Here is an 18,105-nt window from a genome sequence, read left to right on the forward strand (position 1 = left end):
CTATCGAACAGAGGTCAATACATGTCGATTCTGATCAACAAAGACACCAAGGTCATCACGCAGGGCATTACCGGCAAGACTGGCCAGTTCCACACGCGCGCCTGCCGCGAGTACGCGAACGGCCGTGAGGCGTTCGTCGCGGGCGTGAACCCGAAGAAGGCCGGCGAGGATTTCGAAGGCATTCCGATCTACGCGAGCGTCAAGGAAGCGAAGCAGGAAACCGGCGCGACCGTCTCGGTCATCTACGTGCCGCCGGCAGGCGCGGCCGCCGCGATCTGGGAAGCCGTCGAGGCCGACCTCGATCTGGCGATCTGCATCACCGAAGGCATTCCGGTTCGCGACATGATCGAAGTGAAGGACCGCATGCGTCGCGAAGGCCGCAAGACGCTGCTGCTCGGGCCGAACTGCCCGGGCACGATCACGCCGGACGAACTGAAGATCGGCATCATGCCGGGTCACATCCACCGCAAGGGCCGCATCGGCGTCGTGTCGCGTTCGGGCACGCTGACCTATGAAGCGGTTGCCCAGCTCACGGCACTGGGCCTCGGCCAGTCGTCGGCGGTCGGTATCGGCGGCGATCCGATCAACGGCCTGAAGCACATCGACGTGATGCGCATGTTCAACGACGATCCGGACACGGATGCGGTCGTCATGATCGGCGAAATCGGCGGCCCGGACGAAGCGACGGCAGCCGAGTGGATCAAGGACAACATGAAGAAGCCGGTGGTCGGCTTCATCGCCGGCGTCACGGCGCCCCCGGGCAAGCGCATGGGCCACGCCGGCGCGCTGATCTCGGGCGGTGCCGATACGGCCGAAGCCAAGCTGGAAATCATGGATGCGTGCGGCATCAAGGTCACGCGCAATCCTTCGGAAATGGGTCGCCTGCTCAAGGCAGCGATCTAAGCGAGCACGCGGGATTCGTCCCGCCGTGTCGAAACGCCGGCCTCGCGCCGGCGTTTTTTTTGTTAGTCTGCAAGGCTTGTGTAATTTGGACGCGGCGCGTGGGGCCCTCGCATGACCGGCCCGGCGATGGCCCGCGTCGTCGCGCGTGCCGCCGGTTCGCACCCGGTACGCTCCTCGCCCTCGCGGGCCCTCTGTCTCCAGCCTTCATCCATGTTCGAATTCCTCGCCACGCTCAACTGGGCCGCCGTCGTGCAGATCGTCATCATCGATCTGCTGCTCGGCGGCGACAACGCGGTCGTGATCGCGCTCGCCTGCCGCAACCTGCCCGACAACCAGCGCCTGCGCGGCGTGATCTGGGGCACCGTCGGCGCGATCGTGCTGCGCGTGGTGCTGATCAGCTTCGCGGTGCTGCTGCTCGACATCCCGTTCCTGAAGCTCGCGGGCGGCTTGCTGCTGCTCTGGATCGGCGCCAAGCTGATCGCGCCGGCCGAGGAAGGGCACGACGGCATCCAGGGCGCCGACCGACTGTGGGCGGCGGTGCGCACCATCATCGTGGCCGACGCGGTGATGAGCATCGACAACGTGATCGCGATCGCCGGCGCGGCCGAACGCGCCGATCCGCAGCACCGGCTCGCGCTGGTGATCTTCGGGCTGGTGGTCAGCATCCCGGTGATCGTCTGGGGCAGCACCCTGGTACTGAAGTTGCTCGACCGCTTCCCCGTCATCGTGATCCTCGGCGCCGCGCTGCTCGGCTGGATCGGCGGCGGGCTCATCATCGGCGATCCCGCGCTCGACCGCTGGCCGCAGCTCGACGCGCCGGCCCTGGTGCATGGCGCGAGCATCGCCGGCGCGCTGCTGGTGGTGGCGATCGGGCTCTGGTGGAAGCGGCGCCGCGCCGCCAAGGCGCACTGAGCGCGAGCCCTCGCGCGCCGCATGCGTGGCGCTGCCGCAGCCATCCGGCATAGGTCTTCCGGCCGACTGCCCGGCGCGCGACGTGCTGGCTAGGATCGACAGGTCTGCCCAAGCGGCAGGCCTGTTTCGTATCCGGAGCCCCTCATGTTCGAAGCCTTGTCCCTTGCCCTGTTCCAGCAGTTGTCGCGGCGCCTCTGCGCCAGGCGGATCCGCCCGCGCTCGCGTGGCCTTGCACGAACGAGAGAGGGCCCGGGCGGCTTCACGCTGATCGAATTGATGATCGTGCTGGCCATCGTCGGCGTGGTGGCCGCCTATGCGATTCCCGCGTACCAGGATTACCTGGCCCGCAGCCGCGTGGGCGAGGGCATCGCGCTGGCCGCCTCGGCGCGGCTGGCGGTGGCCGAGAACGCGGCGAGCGGCACGGCCTTCTCGGGCGGTTACGCCTCGCCGCCCGCCACGCGCAATGTCGAATCGATCGAGGTGGACGACACGTCCGGCCAGATCCGCATCGCCTACTCCACGCGCGTCGCCCCGGCCGGCTCGAATACGCTGGTGCTGGTGCCTTCGGCGCCCGACAATGCCGAGGCGCCCACGGGACGCGTGGAACTCGCGCAGGGCACGGTGCAGGCCGGCTCGATCACCTGGGAGTGTTTCGCCGCGGGCAAGGGCGCCTCCTCCCTGCCCGCGCCGGGTTCGGGGCCGGTACCGGCCGAGGCGCCGACGCTGGCCGGCAAGTTCGCGCCGCCCGAGTGTCGTGCCTGAATGGCTGGCCTGAAGGGTTGTTTGAGCGGCTTGCCCTGAGCGGGCCGACGGTCGGGAAATGGGGGCGGACCTGTGTTCCGCCCGCCGCCGGCTGTCGATGTATCGACAGATCCGCACGCGGGCGACTCAGCGGGGGAAATTTTTTGTATAGTGCGCCGGTTGCTGACATCCGGTTCGCTCATGCCTTCTTCCGTCCTGCGTTCTTTATCGCTGATTGCGCTAGCCGTTGCCCTGATCCTGCCGTACGCGGTCACCAACCATACCTATCCGATCCCGACGTTCTATTCCGAATTCACGGCGTTCGGCCTGTACGCGCTGCTCGGTGTGATCGTTACGCTGATGCTGCGCGGCGAGCGAGCGGTCCGGCCGTTCGCCGCGCCGCGCGCCTGGAGCGCGCCGCTCGCGTTCGGCGCGGTGCTGATCGCGCAGACCGTGCTGCTGCCGCTGTCGCAGCCGTCGATGAACTGGCTCGCGCTCGGTTACCTGCTGGCGGCGCTGGTCGCGATGCAGTCGGGTTACCTGCTCGGCCGGATCCACTCGGTCGAGACCGTCACGCGCATGATGGCCGGCGCGCTGATCGTGGGCGGCGTGTTCGCGGTCGGCTGCCAGGTGGTCCAGTTGCTGCACCTCGAGCACACGTTCTCGCCCTTCGTGGTCAGCTACGGCGTGCTCGCCGATCGCCGGCCCTACGGCAACATGGCCCAGGCGAACCATCTCGCCACCTATATCGCCTTCGCGCTGGCCAGCACGCTCTACCTCGCGCAGTCGCGGCGGCTGCCGGCCTGGGGTTGGCTGCCGCTGTCGATCCTGTTGTCGGCGGGGCTGGCCTTCACCGTTTCGCGCGGGCCCTGGCTGCAGGTGGCGGTGATGGTGGTTGCGGGGCTGTGGGCGGCGCTCGCCGCCGCCCGGCGCGGGCAGGGGCGCGGCGCGGCCTGGCTTTATCCGCTCGCGCTGGCGGCCGTGTTCGTGATCGTCAATATCGTGGTGCGCTGGGCCAACGTCCACTATCACCTCGGACTCGCCGAATCGGCGGCCGAGCGCATGCGCGATGCCGGACAGATCGCGCCGCGCCTGGCACTGTGGAAATACGGGCTGACCATGTTCCGCGAGCATCCCTGGCTCGGCGTGGGCTGGGGCGAGTTCCCGCTGCACCAGTTCGAGCTGGTGCGCACGCTCGGCGGCGTCGAGATCGCGAACAATTCACACGACATCTTCATCGACCTGCTGGCCAAGTCGGGCGTACTCGGGCTCGGCGTGCTGCTGGTCGCGCTGCTGCTGTGGCTGGTGCGCGCGCTGCGCGTGCCGCACACGGTCGAGCGGATCTACGGGCTCGCCCTGATCGGCGTGCTGCTGATGCATGCGCTGGTCGAGTATCCGCAGCAATACACCTTCTTCACGCTGCCCGCGATGTTCGTGATCGGGCTGCTCGAGACGCAGCCGCTGCGCATGCTGCCGGGGCGCATCGCGCATGGCGTGTTCGCGATCGTGTCGGTGGCTGCCTTGCTGGCGCTGTACCCGGTGCTGCGCGACTACCAGCGTGCCGAGGTGCTGTACTACGGCTCGAATCCGGCCGAGCAGTATCGCGCCGCGCCGTCCTTCCTGTTCGGCGCCTGGGGCGAATACGGCGCGGCCACGCTGATGCCGATCTCGCGCGATGACCTTCCCGCGAAGCTGGCCGCGCATCAACGCGCGCTCGCGCTGCTGCCGGGCGAGACGGTGCTGCGCCGCTACGCGGTGCTCGAGGCGCTGGACGGCCGCGAGGGCGATGCGCTCGACACCGTCGCGCGCCTGAAGATCTTCGCGGAGGAACTGCACGACTGGCCGACGCAACTGGCGGCGCTCTACAAGCTCGTCGACGCGCAGCCGTCGCTCACCGGGTTCCGGCAATCGCTGGTGTCGCGCTACGGCAAGCCGGCCGGCGCGGCCAGCGAGGACGAGGACGACAGCGACGATTCCGACGACTGAGTCCATGGCTGGCGGTCGAAGGTGGCGCGCGACGCTCCAATCGACCCAGGGCAAGCCGAAGCGGCCCGCACCCATCACCCCGGCGGTGACAGGTGCGGGCCGCTTCGTTTCCGCCGGCGAGCGCCATCGCGAAACCTTCCGTTGCCGAGACATCGAAGCGCATTGCACCGCTTTCCGGCACGATTCCTACAAACATCGTCAACTTGGCCGCCGATTCGGTCCCCTCGGCCGAAGCTGTCGCTTCGCTTCGGTTATGCTGACGATCGGCAATTCGCAGCGCCGACATTCATAACCTGGGAGGATCACGATGAAGATTCGTACTGGCCGTGCCGTGGCAGCCGGCATCCTGATCGGCCTGTCGCTGACGGCGACGGGCGCTTACGCGCAACTGGGCGACATGCTCAAGCAGGCCGGCGGTTCGGCCACGCAGAATTCCGGCGGCCTGGCCGGCAATCTCGGTGGCCTGGGCGGGGCACTCGGCGGCGGTGGTTCGTCGCTGATGCCGTCCAGCCTCGGCAACGTGGCCGGCGTGCTGCAGTTCTGCATCCAGAACCAGTATCTGGGCAGCGGCGGCGCGAGCTCGGTGAAGGACCAGTTGCTGGGCAAGCTCGGCGGCAATCCGCAGTCGGATAGCGGCTTCACAAGCGGCAGCAACGGCATCCTCGACGGCGGCAACGGCAAGACGCTGGACCTGAGCGGCGGCGGCCTCAAGCAGCAGTTGACCAAACAGATCTGCGACAAGGTGCTGACGCAAGCCAAGTCGATGCTGTAAGCTCGACAGGCGCGGCAAGGCATCACGCCGCCACGAACAGACCACGCGGCGCCGATGCGCGCGAGCCGGTCCGGCAACCCGGGCAGCCTCGCGTGCATCGGCGCCGCTCTGCCGATCGCGACCGACCAACGCGACGCAAATACCCGGGGAAGCCACGCCATGATCCGCCACGCGAAGACGCTCGCCGTGCCGCTCGTTGCCCTGCAACTGGCCGGCTGCGCGATGTTCCTGCCGCACGACAATACGCTGTCCTGCACGATTCCCGTTGCCGTCTATCCCGACGATGCGCGTCCCATCGACCGCGAGGTGACGGTGCTCGTGCGCGCGCTGATCACCGCCTCGGGCGAACCCGAGAACGTCACCATTACCACCAGCAGCCGCAATGCCGCCGCCGATCGCGCCGCCGTGGCGGCCATGTCGCGTGCGCGTTGCACGCAGAAGGCCGCCTATGGCGGCAAGCCCTCGCCGTTCACGCTGACGCAGCCGTTCGTATTCGAGCCCGGCGTGGGGCAGCCGAAGTAGGGCGAGGCGGCCCGGGCGCACATCGCGATTCCGACGATCGTTCTCGAAATCGAGATCGGGAAAATCGAATGGGCAATCCCATTCCTGAAAGTCGCCGGAAAGCGATTGCATGGAAATTCGAAGATCGTTGCCGCCGATTATTAAACCTGTAATCAAGTCGGATCGATGAAGCCGCTAATGCGTTGTAGCGCGGCGACATCGGTAATCGTCTCGAAAGTTCCGATCTTTAGAATCGCCCCCGAAGCAGAAAGAGAAGCGCATTACCACTCCACCAAGCATCAGCGCTCCATTCGGGGATTACATGAAAATAGCAAGGACGCTCGTCCCGGCATTGCTGGCCATGTCGGCAGGCGCGGCATATGCACAGAGCAGTGTCACGCTGTATGGCACGATCGACGAGGGCTTCGATTACATCAGCAACGAAGCGGGTCATTCGAATTACACGCTGTCGAGCAATATCCGGCAACTCGGTGATCGCTGGGGATTGAAGGGCAGCGAGGATCTCGGCGGCGGCCTGCATGCGGTATTTCGGCTCGAGAACGATTTCGGCCTCAATAATGGCGCCCTGGTCCAGAGCGGCGTGATATTCGGCCGGCAGGCCTATGTCGGCCTTTCATCGGATCGACTCGGCACGATCACGCTGGGCCGGCAATACGATTCCGTGGTCGATTACGTCGCGCCGCTGAGCGCGGCCGGCAGTTGGGGCGGCGGCCTGTTCGGGCATCCCTTCGACGCCGACAACCTCGACCAGAGCTTCAGTATCAACAACGCGGTCAAGTACACCAGCGCCGAGTATTCGGGCGTGCAGTTCGGCGGCCTGTACGGCTTCAGCAACCAGGCCGGCCAGTTCGCAGGCAATCGCGCCTGGAGCGTCGGCGCGCGCTATAGCGGCGGCCCGCTCACGGCGGCGGCGGCCTACATGAACGTCGACGGGGAAGACCTGAATGCGTCGGGCGCGGTGGTGGGCTCGATCTACCACGCGGGCACGCAGCGGGTGGCCGCCGCGGGCGCCAGCTATGTGTTCGGCGCGGCCACGCTGGGCCTGGTGTATACGCACACGAATCTCTACGCGGCGCCGCGCGACGGCCTGCTGCGTGACATCAGGTTCGACAACGTGGAATTCAACGCGAAGTATGACTTCAGCTCGGCCTGGTACGTGGCGATGATGTACCTGTACACGAATGCATCGATCGAGGTGCTGCGCAGCAACAACCATCCGCACCTCAACGAGATCGGCGCGACGGCGGGGTATCACCTCTCGCGGCGCACCGAGGTCTATGTGCAGGGGCTGTATCAGCACACCTCGGGGAACCAGCCCGCGTCGATCGCCGACCTCACCGACTCTTCCTCGCGCAACCAGACGGTGGCGCGCGTGGGCATCCGCACGGCGTTCTGATCGCCGGGCTGGACGAACGAATGGCGCCGCTTGCGGCGCCATTCGTCCATCAACGGCCTGTCAGCCCTCCACCTTCCAATCCCCCGACTTCCCGCCTTTCTTCTCGACCACCCCCACCTCGCCGATCACCATCCCGCGATCGACCGCCTTGCACATGTCGTAGACGGTCAGCAGGCCGACCTGCACGGCGGTCAGCGCTTCCATCTCCACGCCGGTGCGCCCGAGCGTCTCGACCTGGGCCGTGCAGCGCACGCCGGGCAGGGCCTCGTCGAATTCGAAGTCGACCGCCACGCGCGTGAGCGCCAGCGGGTGGCACAGCGGAATCAGGTCCGACGTGCGCTTGGCGCCCTGGATCGCCGCGATGCGCGCCACGCCGATCACGTCGCCTTTCTTCGCGCGGCCGTCGCGGATCAGCGCGAGCGTGTCGGGCTGCATCCGGATCGCGCCGCGCGCGATCGCGATGCGTCGCGTTTCCTGTTTGTCGCCGACATCGACCATGTGCGCATGGCCGGCCGCGTCGAAGTGGGTGAGTCCTGGCATGAGTCGCTCCTGAGCTGGGCGCCCATCATAGCAGCGCGCGCCGCGAGGCCTGGGCGCCAGTACAATGTCAGCCGATATCGCCAACCCAGATTCCGGGATTCAGACCCGAACCCACGTCCGAGTCCGCCGCGTTCGATGCCGTCCATGCCGCGTGTCCGATCCCTGCTCGCCGTCTCGCTGTCGGCCGTGCTCGCCCTGCCGCCGGGCAGTCACGCGCAATCGTCGCGGCCTGCCCAGGCGGCTTCGTCGCCGGTCGTGGCCGCCTCGCCCGCGGCCGGCGCCGCGCGCCTGCCGGGCGTGCTCGACGGCATTTCCACGGCGCCCGCCATCCCCGATGAAATCGCGCCGGGCGTATTCGGCACCTACGGCGGCGAGCGCGCACGGCTGGCGGGCACGCCCGGCGCGCCGGCGCCCAGCCTGCGCAGCCCGCTGCAGAGCCAGCAACTGCCCAACCTCGGCGACGGCTCCGGCGGCGCGCTGACTCCGCAGGCCGAACGCCGGCTCGGCGAGCGCGTGATGCGCGAGGTGCGGCGCGATCCCGACTATCTCGACGACTGGCTGGTGCGCGACTACCTGAACTCGGTCGCGGCCCGGCTCTCGGCCGCCGCCGCGGCCCAGTTCATCGGCGGCGATCGTCCCGACTTCGACCTGTTCCCGATGCGCGACGCGCAGATCAACGCGTTCTCGCTGCCCGGCGGTTTCATCGGCGTGAACAGCGGGCTGGTGATCATGACGCGCACCGAATCCGAACTCGCCTCGGTGCTGGGCCATGAAATGGGCCACGTGCTGCAACGGCATATCGCGCGCATGCTCGGCGCCAGCGAGAAGACCGGCTACGCGGCGCTGGCCTCGATGCTGATCGGCGTGCTGGCCGGCGTGCTGGCGCGCAGCGGCGATCTCGGCAGCGCGATCGCGCTGGGCGGGCAAGCCTACGTGGTTGACAACCAGCTGCGCTTCTCGCGCGGCGCCGAACGCGAAGCGGATCGCGTCGGCTTCCAGTTGCTGACGGCGGCCGGCTACGATCCCTACGGCATGCCGGGCTTCTTCGAGCGCCTCGATCGCTCGACCCTGGGCGACGCCGGCGTGCCCGAGTACGTGCGCACCCATCCGCTCACCATCGACCGGCTCGCCGACATGGACGACCGCGCGCGTCGCGTACCCTATCGCCAGCCGCGCCAGGCGCCGGAATACGTGTTCGCGCGGGCGCGGCTGCGGATCCTGCAGAACCGCTCGCCGTCCGACGTCGCCAACGAGGTGCGCCGCATGCGCAGCGAGATCGACGACCGGATCGCGCCGAGCGTGGCGGCGAACTGGTACGGCATCGCGCTGGGGCAACTGCAGCTCGGCAACTTCGGCGAGGCGGACGCGGCGCTGGCGAGCGCGCGCGAGCGTTTCGCCCGCATCCAGCAGGACGAGGGCGCGACCGCGTCGAGCACGCCGAGCCTGGACGTGCTGGGCGCCGAGATCGCGCGCCGCGCCGGCCGCACCGACGAGGCGCTGCGGCTCGCGCAACTGGCGCAGCAGCGCTGGCCGGGTTCGCACGCGGCGATCATCGCGCATCTGCAGGCGCTGCTGGCGGCCGGGCGATTCCGCGAGGCGCAGCGCATGGCGCGCACGCAGGCCGAATCGGATCCGCGCCAGCCCGACTGGTGGAGCTACCTGGCCCAGGCGGCGCAGGGCAGCGGCGACGCGATCACGCGGCGGCGCGCGCTGGCGGAAAAGCTCGCGCTCGACGGCGCCTGGCCCTCGGCGATCCGCCAACTGCGCGATGCGCGCGACGACAAGGCGGTGAGCTTCTACGAGCAGTCGATCATCACGGCGCGGCTGCACGACTTCGAGCAGCGCTACAAGGAAGAGCAGAACGACAAGGAGGACGAGCGCGGCTAGACGTGCCGCGCTCGAGGCGGATTCCGGCTCAGCCGGCGGCGCGCGCGGCCGGGCTCGCGACGAAGGCGAAGCGGGCCGGCACCTCGTCGCGGCTGATCGAGGCCAGCGAGAGATCGACGCCGGGCCGCCAGTGGAAGCGGCCGCCCGTGCCTTGTTCGTCGAGCGTGGCGTGATCGGCGAACAGGCCGAGGTCGTGGTCGTGCAGGGCGGCCACGCGCGGCGGAGTCGACGCGTCGGAGAACAGCACGCCGCCCTGGTCGTCGAGCCAGGCGCCGGCCGGCTCGAAGGCCTGGCCGGTCTGGTCGGTCAGGCCCGGCACGCCGTGCTCGTCGGTCGCCAGGCGCACGATCCAGGGCGTGTAGGCCAGCTCGACGTAGACGCGCTGCGGCCCGTTCTGGAAGAACCATTGCCCTGCTTCGTCGCGCTCGTAGTTGCGCGCGATGAAGGCGATCAGCGCGGCATGGCGGATCGCGGTGCCGGGCGCGCCGGCGGCCTGGGCGGCCTCGTCGCGCATGCGCCAGTCGCCGCGGCGGTCGAGCAGCAGCCAGCCCGTGCAATGCGGGACGTTGGGCCATTTGGCCAGTGCCTGGCGAACGATGTCATCCATGGTCGAGGAAGCGGGAAACGAAGCCGAAGACGCGCAGCGGCAGCCAGTCGGCCTGGCCCGGGAAGGGCCCGGTCATGAAGCCGACGTGGCCGCCGTGCTCGGGCTGGTCCAGCTCGACCGCGCGCGACACGTCGGCCGGGCCGGGCAGCGCGGTGGCCGGCAGGAACGGGTCGTTGCGGGCGTTGAGGATCAGGGTGGGAATCTCGATGCCGGGCAGCTTGGCCCGCACCGTGGCGCGCGTCCAGTAGTCGTCGGCGCCCGCGAAGCCGTGCAGCGGCGCGGTGACGATGTCGTCGAACTCGTGCATGGTGCGCGCGGCCAGCATCGCGCGCCGGTCGAAGATGCCGGGATGCTGGGCCAGCTTGGCGAGCCCCTTGAGCTTCAGCGTCTTCAGGAACGAGCGCGTGTAGACCATCGAGAAGCCCTGCGAGATGGCCCGGCCGCCGGCGTGCACGTCGAGCGGGGTCGACACCGCGGCGGCGGCCGCCACCAGCGAGCGGTTGCCGCGCCGCTCGCCGAGCCAGTGCAGCAGCACGTTGCCGCCGAGCGAGACGCCCACCGCGAACAGCGGGCCGCGATGCCGGGCGGCGAGCCGGCGCAGGATCCAGTCGACCTCGTCGGCGTCGGCCAGGTGGTAGAAGCGCGGCAGGCGGTTCAGCTCGCCGCTGCAACTGCGGAAATGCGGCACCACGCCGTGCCAGCCCAGGTCGCGCGCGGCCGCCATCAGCAGGCGCGCGTAGCGGGAATCGGAATTGCCCTCGAGCCCGTGGAACATCACCACCAGCGGCGCCTCGGGCGAGGGCTCGCCGCCGGCGAGGCCGCCGGGCGGGTGGGTGACCCAATCGAGATCGATGAAGTCGCCGTCGGGCGTGTCCCAGCGCTCGCGCCGGTAGCTCACCTCGGGGCGGCGGCCGAACAGCGCCGGGAAGATCGTCTGGGCGTGATTGGAGGGCAGCCAGCGCGGGGCCACGTAGCGCAGCAGCTCGGCGGCGGGCTGCGCGAGCCCGGTGAGCGGCGACGGCGGTGTATCGGTACTCATCGCGCGCGTGCCGGCCTCAGTGCAGCGGGCCCTGGCCGTGGCGGATCTTGGCGGCGAACTGGCTGGCGGCCTGGTCGGGGATCGGGCTGGCGTGGATATGGGCGATCCGCCATTCGCCGCGCTCGTGGATCATCACGTAGGTGGCGAACACCATGTCGGGCTCGCTGCCGCCATCGGCGTACTGATGGGCTTCCGCGACCGTGTAGACCACCGTGCCGAGGCTGTCGTAGACGCGGATGTCGAGCGGCTCGATGGTCACCGGGCGTGCCGTCATGCGCTGCGCGAAGCCGCTGCGGATCTGCTCGAGGCCGTGCAGGTGCGCGCCGTCGGACCAGATGCAGCTCGCGAAATCCTCGTCGATCCACAGGACCATCAGGGCGTCGAGGTTCGCGTCGGCGACCGACTGGTAGTAGGCGTTCAGCGTGTCGGCGGCGGCTTCGAAGAGGCGGGCAAAACGTGGCATCGGGTTTATCTCTCGCGCAAGGCGCGCTATTACAAGGCAGCGGCCGCGAGGCCGCCTTCGCAAGTACCGCAATGACTGTCTCGAACGCGCGCCGGGCCGGGCCGCGGCCCGGCTCCCCTCAGCGCTGGCCGACCAGCATGCCGCGCAGGTCGGCGAAGACCTGCTCCGGGCTCAGCTCGCGCAGGCAGTTCAGGTGGCCGAGCGGGCATTCGCGCTGGAAGCAGGGGCTGCATTCGAGCTGCAGCCATTGTACCTTTGCCAGATCCGAGAGCGGCGGAGTGTGGCGCGGATCGGTCGAGCCATAAAGCGCGACCAGCGGGCGTCGCAGCGCGGCGGCCACGTGCATCAGGCCCGAATCGTTGGTGACCACCGCGTTGGCGCGCGCGATCAGCGCGCAGGCCTCGGACAGCGAGGTCTGCCCGCACAGGTTGCGCACGCCGGGGGCCTGATCGGCGATCGCCTGGGCGGCCGGCGCATCCTTGGGCGAGCCCAGCGCGATCATCTGCGTATAGGGGAAGGATTGGCCGACGATCCTCGCCAGCGCCGCGAAATGCTCGGGTGGCCAGCGCTTGGCCGGGCCGTACTCGGCGCCGGGGCAGAACACGATCAGCGGCTTGCGCGTGTCCAGGTGGAAGCGCGTCGAGACGCGCGCGCTCTCGTTGAGGTCGGCCTCCAGGCGCGGCATCGGCAGGGACTTGAGCGCCTCGTCGAGCTTCGCGCCGGGCGCGTAGGCCAGCGCGGCGTAGAACGGCACCATCGGCGGACGCGAATCGCGTGCCTTGGGCGGGTTCGCGTGGCGCACGTTGAGCAGCGCGTAGCGCGACTCGCCGGTGTAGCCGATGCGCAGCGGGATCCCGGCCAGCCAGGGGATCAGTGCCGATTTCAGCGAATTCGGCAGCACGTAGGCGGCGTCGTAGCCGACCTCGCGCAGGTCGCTGGCCAGTTGCCAGCGGCGCAGCATCTGCAGCTTGCCGTGGGCCAGGTCGGTGGCGTGCACCTCGTGGATCTCGGGCATGCGCTCGAGCACGGGTGCGACCCAGCTCGGCGCGAGCGCGTCGATCACGATGCGGGGGTGCAGTTTCTTCAGCAGCGCGAAAAGCGGCTGCGCCATCAATGCGTCACCGATCCAGTTCGGTGCGATTACCAACGCGCGACGCATCAGGTCGATATCCGGTGTCTTGTTGAAACGCGGCGCCGGGGCGCCGCGCTCGGGTTGCGGGGGGGAAACGGTGGCGGCGGGGCGGCGCTAACTGCAGGGCAGCGACGCGCCAGGCGCGCAGGCGGCGCGGGCGCGATGCTGCCGCGCGTCGCTTCGTGCCCGATGCGGTACCGAGTTGCCTGCCGCTCGTGCTGCAAGCTCGGCCGCGCCGGGCGGACCGCTCAGTGGCCGTGGACGACTTCGCCGTCGCGCAGCTTGTAGCGCGTGCCGCAATAGGGGCAGCGCGCCTCGCCGTGCGTGATGTCGATGAACACGCGCGGATGCGCGCTCCAGCGCGTCATCGCCGGGTTCGGGCAGTAGGCCGGCAGATCCTTGGCCGACAGTTCGACGAGCGGTCGTTCCTTGATTTCACTCATGGGGCGGTCTCTTGTTGCAATAAGGGGGCGAGCGCGGCGCGCATCTCGCCGTTGCCCGACACGATAGCGAAAAAACCGGCGGCGCGGCGCGTTCGCGCGCAAGCCGGGTCGATCGCCGGCCGTGGCGGGCCGCGCAGGACCGGCATTTTAACGTCTTTTGCATCGGCAACGGTCTGCTCGGCGGGGTCCGGCGCTATAATCATCGGCACCATTCAACACCAGCAACACGGGAGGCAACGCGGCCGCGCGCGCCCCCGGTTCCTCGCGCCGCCCGGCGCCGTCCCATGCTCGCTCGCCTGTCCGCCTCCGATCGCTTCTCCTTCGTCCAGGGGGCGCGCGACTACGCGCCGACGCTCACCGCGATGCTGTCCTGGGGTCTCGTTACCGGTATCGCGATGAGCAAGTCGGTGCTGACCACCAACCAGGCGGTCTGGATGTCGCTGCTGGTCTACGGCGGCTCCTCGCAACTGGCGGTGCTGCCGCTGCTGGCCGCCAAGCTGCCGCTCTGGACGCTCCTCTTGACCGCCGCGATGGTCAACCTGCGCTTCGTGATCTTCAGCGCCGGCATGGCCCCGCACTTCTCCTACCTGCCGATGTGGCGGCGCGCGCTGATCGGCTATTTCAACGGCGACGTCATCTACCTGCTGTTCATCCGGCAGGGTTTCGCCAACGGCCAGGTGCCGGGCAAGGAAGCCTATTTCTGGGGCATGGCGATCGTCAGCTGGCTGTCCTGGCAGGCCTCCTCGCTGGCCGGCATCGCGCTGGCCAGCGTGGTGCCCGACCAATGGGGGCTGGGGCTGGCCGGCACGCTCGCGCTGATCCCGATCATGGTCTCGGCGGTGGCCAACCGCTCGACGCTGGCCGCCGTGGTGGTGGCCGGCATCGTCGCGCTGCTGGCGATCGAGCTGCCCTACCGGCTCGGCCTGCCGCTCGCGGTGCTGGCCGCGCTGGCCGCCGGCACGCTGGCCGACGTCTTCATCGAGCGGGCCGACTGGCGCCGCCTGCGCGCCGAGGTGCGGCCCCGCGATGCGCTCGACGCGAGCGAGGCCGGCCGCGACGGCGAGGGCGGCGCGCGATGAGCGACACCGCCCTGGTCTGGTGGACCATCGCCGGCATGACCGTGGTCACCGCGCTCACCCGCGCGCTGTTCCTGATCGGCGGCGAGCGCACCATGCTGCCCGAGCGTGCCCAGCGCGCGCTGCGCTACGCGCCGGCCGCGGCGCTGGTGGCGGTGGTGCTGCCCGACGTGCTGGAGACGCCGGCCGGCATCTCCTTCTCGCTGGCCAATCACGACTTCTACGCGGCCGCCGCGGGCCTGGCCTGGTTCCTGTGGCGGCGCAGCATGATCGGCACGATCGTGGTCGGCATGCTGGTGTCGACCGCGCTGCGCCTGATCATTTGACCCTTCGCCTCGAAGCCTTTCGATGCTGCACAGCAACATCGAAAGGCTTCGGCCAAATAGGGGGAATTCGCCGCGCGGCGGGGCAGGCCGCGGGATGGATCGGCTAGAATGGCCCTTTCCGGAAATCTCGAGCGTGTCGCACGGCCCAGCCCGGCCGTCAGGCGCCTGTCGACGGCAGCCCGCGCGCGATTTTTCAGCAACGCCTTCCTCATCAACCTTCAATCAGTCCCATGAGCCAAGTTAAGCGTCTTACCGACCTGATCGCCGAGGGCAAGGTCTCCGGCCAACGCGTCTTCATCCGCGCCGATCTGAACGTGCCCCAGGACGACCAAGGCAACATCACCGAGGACACGCGCGTGCGCGCCTCGGTGCCGGCGATCCGGGCCGCGCTCGACGCCGGCGCCGCGGTGATGGTCACCTCGCACCTGGGCCGGCCGACCGAGGGCGAGTTCAAGCCCGAGGATTCGCTGGCGCCGGTCGCCAAGCGCCTGGGCGAGCTGCTCGGCCGCGAGGTGCCGCTGGTGGCGAACTGGGTCGAGAACGGCGTGAAGGTCGCGCCGGGCGAGGTGGTGCTGCTCGAGAACTGCCGCGTCAACAAGGGCGAGAAGAAGAACGACGACGCGCTGGCGCAGAAGATGGCCGCGCTCTGCGATATCTACGTCAACGACGCGTTCGGCACCGCGCACCGCGCGGAAGCCACCACCCACGGCATCGCCAAGTACGCCGGCATCGCCTGCGCGGGCCCGCTGCTGGCCGCCGAGCTCGACGCGCTGGGCAAGGCGCTGGGCAACCCGAAGCGCCCGCTGGTGGCGATCGTGGCCGGCTCCAAGGTGTCGACCAAGCTGACCATCCTGGAGTCGCTGGCCGAGAAGGTCGACCAGCTGATCGTCGGCGGCGGCATCGCCAACACCTTCATGCTGGCCGCGGGCCTGGCGATCGGCAAGTCGCTGGCCGAGCCGGACCTGGTGGCCGAGGCCAAGGCCATCATCGACGCGGCGCGCGAGCGCGGCGCCTCGGTGCCGATCCCCTCGGACGTGGTGACGGCCAAGGAATTCGCGCCCACCGCGAAGGCCACCGTCAAGAAGGTCAACGAGATCGAGGCCGACGACCTGATCCTCGACATCGGCCCGGACACGGCGCGCGCGCTGGCCGGCCAGCTCGAGAAGGCCGGCACGGTGGTCTGGAACGGCCCGGTGGGCGTGTTCGAGTTCGACCAGTTCGGCAACGGCACCAAGACGCTCGCCGAGGCGATCGCCAACTCCCCCGCGTTCTCGATCGCGGGCGGCGGCGACACCCTGGCGGCCATCGCCAAGTACGGCATCCACGACAAGGTCAGCTACATCTCGACGGGCGGCGGCGCCTTCCTCGAGTTCCTGGAAGGGAAGACGCTGCCGGCGGTGGAAGTGCTGGAAACGCGCGCGGCCTGATGGCGGCGCACGGTCGCGCGAAGACGCGCCGGCAGGCGGGCGGGGCGGCGCGGGCACGCCCCGGCTCGCACGCCGGCGGGCGGCAAGGCCCCGGGGCCGGCCGCCCGGCCGCGATGGAAAAGGACATGCAGAACAAAGCGACGCCGGCCGACGAAGCCGGCGCCCATACCGGAGCACCGGCCGCTGGGCCCGGCGGCTCCGGCTCTCGCAGCAGTATCTCCAGCGCATCCACCCAGACCATCAAGAGGAGTTTCATGCTTCGCGCCACCAAGATAGTCGCCACGATCGGCCCGGCTTCCAGTTCGCCCGAGATTCTGCTGCAGATGATCCAGGCCGGCCTCGACGTCGTGCGTCTCAACTTTTCGCACGGCACGGCCGACGATCACCGCCAGCGCGCCGAGATGGTGCGCGAGGCCGCGCGCAAGGTCGGCCGCGAGATCGCGATCATGGCCGACCTGCAGGGCCCGAAGATCCGCGTCGGCAAGTTCGAGGAAGGCAAGACCACGCTGAACCCGGGCCAGCCCTTCATCCTCGACGCCACCTGCGAGCTCGGCAACGACCAGCGCGTCGGCCTCGACTACAAGGACCTGCCGCGCGACCTGAAGACCGGCGACGTGCTGCTGCTCAACGACGGCCTGATCGTGCTGACCGTCGAGCGCGTGCTCGGCGACGAGATCCACACCATCGTCAAGGTGGGCGGCGAGCTGTCGAACAACAAGGGCATCAACCGCCAGGGCGGCGGGCTGTCGGCGCCGGCGCTGACCGCCAAGGACATGGAGGACATCCGCACCGCCATGTCGCTGGGCGCGGACATGGTGGCCGTGTCCTTCCCGAAGAACGCCACCGACATGGAAATGGCGCGCCAGCTCGCCAACATCGCGGGCGCCCCGTACGGCATCAAGCCGAAGATGATCGCCAAGATCGAGCGTGCCGAGGCGATTCCCGCGCTGCAGGACATCCTCGACGCCTCGGACGGCATCATGGTGGCGCGCGGCGACCTGGCCGTGGAAGTCGGCAACGCGGCCGTGCCGGCGCTGCAGAAGCGCATGATCCGCATGGCGCGCGAGTCGAACAAGCTGGTGATCACCGCCACCCAGATGATGGAGTCGATGATCCACGCGCCGGTGCCCACTCGCGCCGAGGTCTCGGACGTGGCCAATGCCGTGCTGGACGGCACCGACGCGGTGATGCTGTCGGCCGAATCGGCCGCCGGCAAGTACCCGGTGGTGACCATCGAGACCATGGCCGCGATCTGCGTCGAGGCAGAGAAGTCGGAAACCGTCGAGCTCGACAAGGATTTCCTCGACCGCACCTTCACCCGCATCGACCAGTCGATCGCGATGGGCGCGCTGTTCACGGCCCATCACCTGGGCGCCAAGGCGATCATCGCGCTGACCGAATCGGGTTCGACGGCGCTGTGGATGTCGCGCCACATCACCCACGTGCCGATCTTCGCGCTCACGCCGCGGGTCGGCAGCGAGCGCGCGATGGCGCTGTTCCGCAACGTCACGCCGCTGCACGTCGACTTCAACAGCGATCGCGACTCGGCCATGCAGGCCGCCGTGGAGATCGTGATCCGCCAGGGTTACGTGGTGCGCGGCGACATGGTGGTGCTGACCGTCGGCGAGCCGATGGGGCAGGCCGGCGGCACCAACACGCTGAAGATCGTGCGGGTCGGCGAGAGCTTCTGATTCGTCCCTGACCCTGTATGAATGCCCGGTTGGCCGGGCACGGGAAATGCCGCGCGGCGGGCTCGATGCCCCCGCGCGGCTTTTTTTTGCATTTTTTCGTGGTACATGAAACGGAAGTCGTAACAAATTGCGGAATCCGCCCGGAAACGGAACTAAACGCAGGGCGCTTCGCGATAAAATGTCGCCCACTCGACGCTCGGCCGCAGGCGCCGCCCCGTGAATTCGCCCGGGACAGGCAGCCG

At 69.1% G+C, this 18,105-nt stretch carries 19 protein-coding genes; 12 read left to right on the top strand and 7 right to left on the bottom strand.

Features of this window, described 5'->3' with window-relative positions:
* The first annotated feature begins 21 nt into the window (after positions 1 to 21).
* The 7 genes from sucD to F3J18_RS15665 all read left to right on the top strand — a co-directional run bounded on the left by sucD (position 22) and on the right by F3J18_RS15665 (position 7,232).
* On the top strand, positions 22 to 903 hold the full coding sequence (gene sucD / locus F3J18_RS15635; RefSeq protein ID WP_013699263.1) for a succinate--CoA ligase subunit alpha: 882 nt from the start codon (positions 22 to 24) through the stop codon (positions 901 to 903).
* A 210-nt stretch (positions 904 to 1,113) separates the two neighbouring features.
* Positions 1,114 to 1,815 carry a TerC family protein gene (locus F3J18_RS15640; RefSeq protein WP_025096950.1) on the top strand — a complete coding sequence of 234 codons (702 nt, stop codon included), beginning with the start codon at positions 1,114 to 1,116 and terminating at the stop codon, positions 1,813 to 1,815.
* A 144-nt stretch (positions 1,816 to 1,959) separates the two neighbouring features.
* Positions 1,960 to 2,577: a pilin gene (locus F3J18_RS15645; RefSeq protein ID WP_025096951.1), complete on the top strand. Its 618-nt coding sequence runs from the start codon at positions 1,960 to 1,962 to the stop codon at positions 2,575 to 2,577.
* A gap of 180 nt (positions 2,578 to 2,757) precedes the next feature.
* Positions 2,758 to 4,542 carry a Wzy polymerase domain-containing protein gene (locus tag F3J18_RS15650; protein WP_166913274.1) on the top strand — a complete coding sequence of 595 codons (1,785 nt, stop codon included), beginning with the start codon at positions 2,758 to 2,760 and terminating at the stop codon, positions 4,540 to 4,542.
* 307 nt (positions 4,543 to 4,849) lie between these two features.
* Positions 4,850 to 5,314, top strand: coding sequence for a DUF2501 domain-containing protein (locus tag F3J18_RS15655; RefSeq protein WP_025096953.1), 465 nt, complete (start codon positions 4,850 to 4,852; stop codon positions 5,312 to 5,314).
* Positions 5,315 to 5,473: 159 nt separating this feature from the next.
* A complete protein-coding gene (locus F3J18_RS15660) occupies positions 5,474 to 5,836 on the top strand; it encodes a TonB family protein (protein ID WP_017918743.1) in 363 nt (120 codons plus the stop codon).
* A gap of 301 nt (positions 5,837 to 6,137) precedes the next feature.
* Positions 6,138 to 7,232, top strand: coding sequence for a porin (locus F3J18_RS15665; RefSeq protein WP_166913275.1), 1,095 nt, complete (start codon positions 6,138 to 6,140; stop codon positions 7,230 to 7,232).
* 60 nt (positions 7,233 to 7,292) lie between these two features.
* Here F3J18_RS15665 and moaC read toward each other — a convergent pair whose 3' ends face one another.
* The gene (moaC, locus tag F3J18_RS15670) at positions 7,293 to 7,772 is read right to left on the bottom strand and encodes a cyclic pyranopterin monophosphate synthase MoaC (protein WP_166913276.1); all 480 of its coding nucleotides are present in this window, start codon (positions 7,770 to 7,772) and stop codon (positions 7,293 to 7,295) included.
* Positions 7,773 to 7,916: 144 nt separating this feature from the next.
* Between moaC and F3J18_RS15675 the strand changes: the two genes are divergently transcribed.
* Entirely contained in the window at positions 7,917 to 9,659 is a 1,743-nt protein-coding gene (locus F3J18_RS15675; RefSeq protein WP_025096956.1) for a M48 family metalloprotease, read from the top strand.
* A gap of 28 nt (positions 9,660 to 9,687) precedes the next feature.
* Here F3J18_RS15675 and F3J18_RS15680 read toward each other — a convergent pair whose 3' ends face one another.
* The 6 genes from F3J18_RS15680 to F3J18_RS15705 form a co-directional block, all read right to left on the bottom strand.
* Positions 9,688 to 10,266: a DUF2946 family protein gene (locus tag F3J18_RS15680; RefSeq protein ID WP_166913277.1), complete on the bottom strand. Its 579-nt coding sequence runs from the start codon at positions 10,264 to 10,266 to the stop codon at positions 9,688 to 9,690.
* On the bottom strand, positions 10,259 to 11,305 hold the full coding sequence (locus F3J18_RS15685; protein ID WP_025096958.1) for an alpha/beta fold hydrolase: 1,047 nt from the start codon (positions 11,303 to 11,305) through the stop codon (positions 10,259 to 10,261). Before F3J18_RS15685 ends, F3J18_RS15680 begins: the two co-directional genes overlap by 8 nt.
* 16 nt (positions 11,306 to 11,321) lie before the next feature.
* A complete protein-coding gene (locus tag F3J18_RS15690) occupies positions 11,322 to 11,768 on the bottom strand; it encodes a nuclear transport factor 2 family protein (protein WP_013699252.1) in 447 nt (148 codons plus the stop codon).
* A 118-nt stretch (positions 11,769 to 11,886) separates the two neighbouring features.
* Positions 11,887 to 12,927 (bottom strand): lipopolysaccharide heptosyltransferase II, encoded by a 1,041-nt coding sequence (gene waaF, locus F3J18_RS15695; protein WP_166913278.1) that lies wholly within the window; start codon positions 12,925 to 12,927, stop codon positions 11,887 to 11,889.
* 221 nt (positions 12,928 to 13,148) lie between these two features.
* Positions 13,149 to 13,343: a zinc-finger domain-containing protein gene (locus F3J18_RS15700; protein ID WP_013699250.1), complete on the bottom strand. Its 195-nt coding sequence runs from the start codon at positions 13,341 to 13,343 to the stop codon at positions 13,149 to 13,151.
* Positions 13,340 to 13,555 carry a hypothetical protein gene (locus F3J18_RS15705; RefSeq protein WP_124076505.1) on the bottom strand — a complete coding sequence of 72 codons (216 nt, stop codon included), beginning with the start codon at positions 13,553 to 13,555 and terminating at the stop codon, positions 13,340 to 13,342. Before F3J18_RS15705 ends, F3J18_RS15700 begins: the two co-directional genes overlap by 4 nt.
* 72 nt (positions 13,556 to 13,627) lie before the next feature.
* On the opposite strand from F3J18_RS15705, the gene F3J18_RS15710 reads away from it, so the two are divergent.
* The 4 genes from F3J18_RS15710 to pyk all read left to right on the top strand — a co-directional run bounded on the left by F3J18_RS15710 (position 13,628) and on the right by pyk (position 17,863).
* Complete coding sequence (locus F3J18_RS15710; RefSeq protein WP_166913279.1) at positions 13,628 to 14,422, top strand: AzlC family ABC transporter permease; 795 nt, start codon at positions 13,628 to 13,630, stop codon at positions 14,420 to 14,422.
* Positions 14,419 to 14,745: an AzlD domain-containing protein gene (locus tag F3J18_RS15715; protein ID WP_013699248.1), complete on the top strand. Its 327-nt coding sequence runs from the start codon at positions 14,419 to 14,421 to the stop codon at positions 14,743 to 14,745. The genes F3J18_RS15710 and F3J18_RS15715 overlap by 4 nt, the downstream gene beginning before the upstream one ends.
* 230 nt (positions 14,746 to 14,975) lie before the next feature.
* Positions 14,976 to 16,172, top strand: a complete 1,197-nt coding sequence (locus F3J18_RS15720) for a phosphoglycerate kinase (protein ID WP_166913280.1) — start codon at positions 14,976 to 14,978, stop codon at positions 16,170 to 16,172.
* 254 nt (positions 16,173 to 16,426) lie between these two features.
* A complete protein-coding gene (gene pyk / locus F3J18_RS15725) occupies positions 16,427 to 17,863 on the top strand; it encodes a pyruvate kinase (RefSeq protein WP_166913281.1) in 1,437 nt (478 codons plus the stop codon).
* Positions 17,864 to 18,105: the final 242 nt, after the last annotated feature.

Source organism: Burkholderia sp. Ax-1720 (genome assembly GCF_011753035.1).
Classification (GTDB): Bacteria; Pseudomonadota; Gammaproteobacteria; order Burkholderiales; family Burkholderiaceae; genus Burkholderia; species Burkholderia gladioli.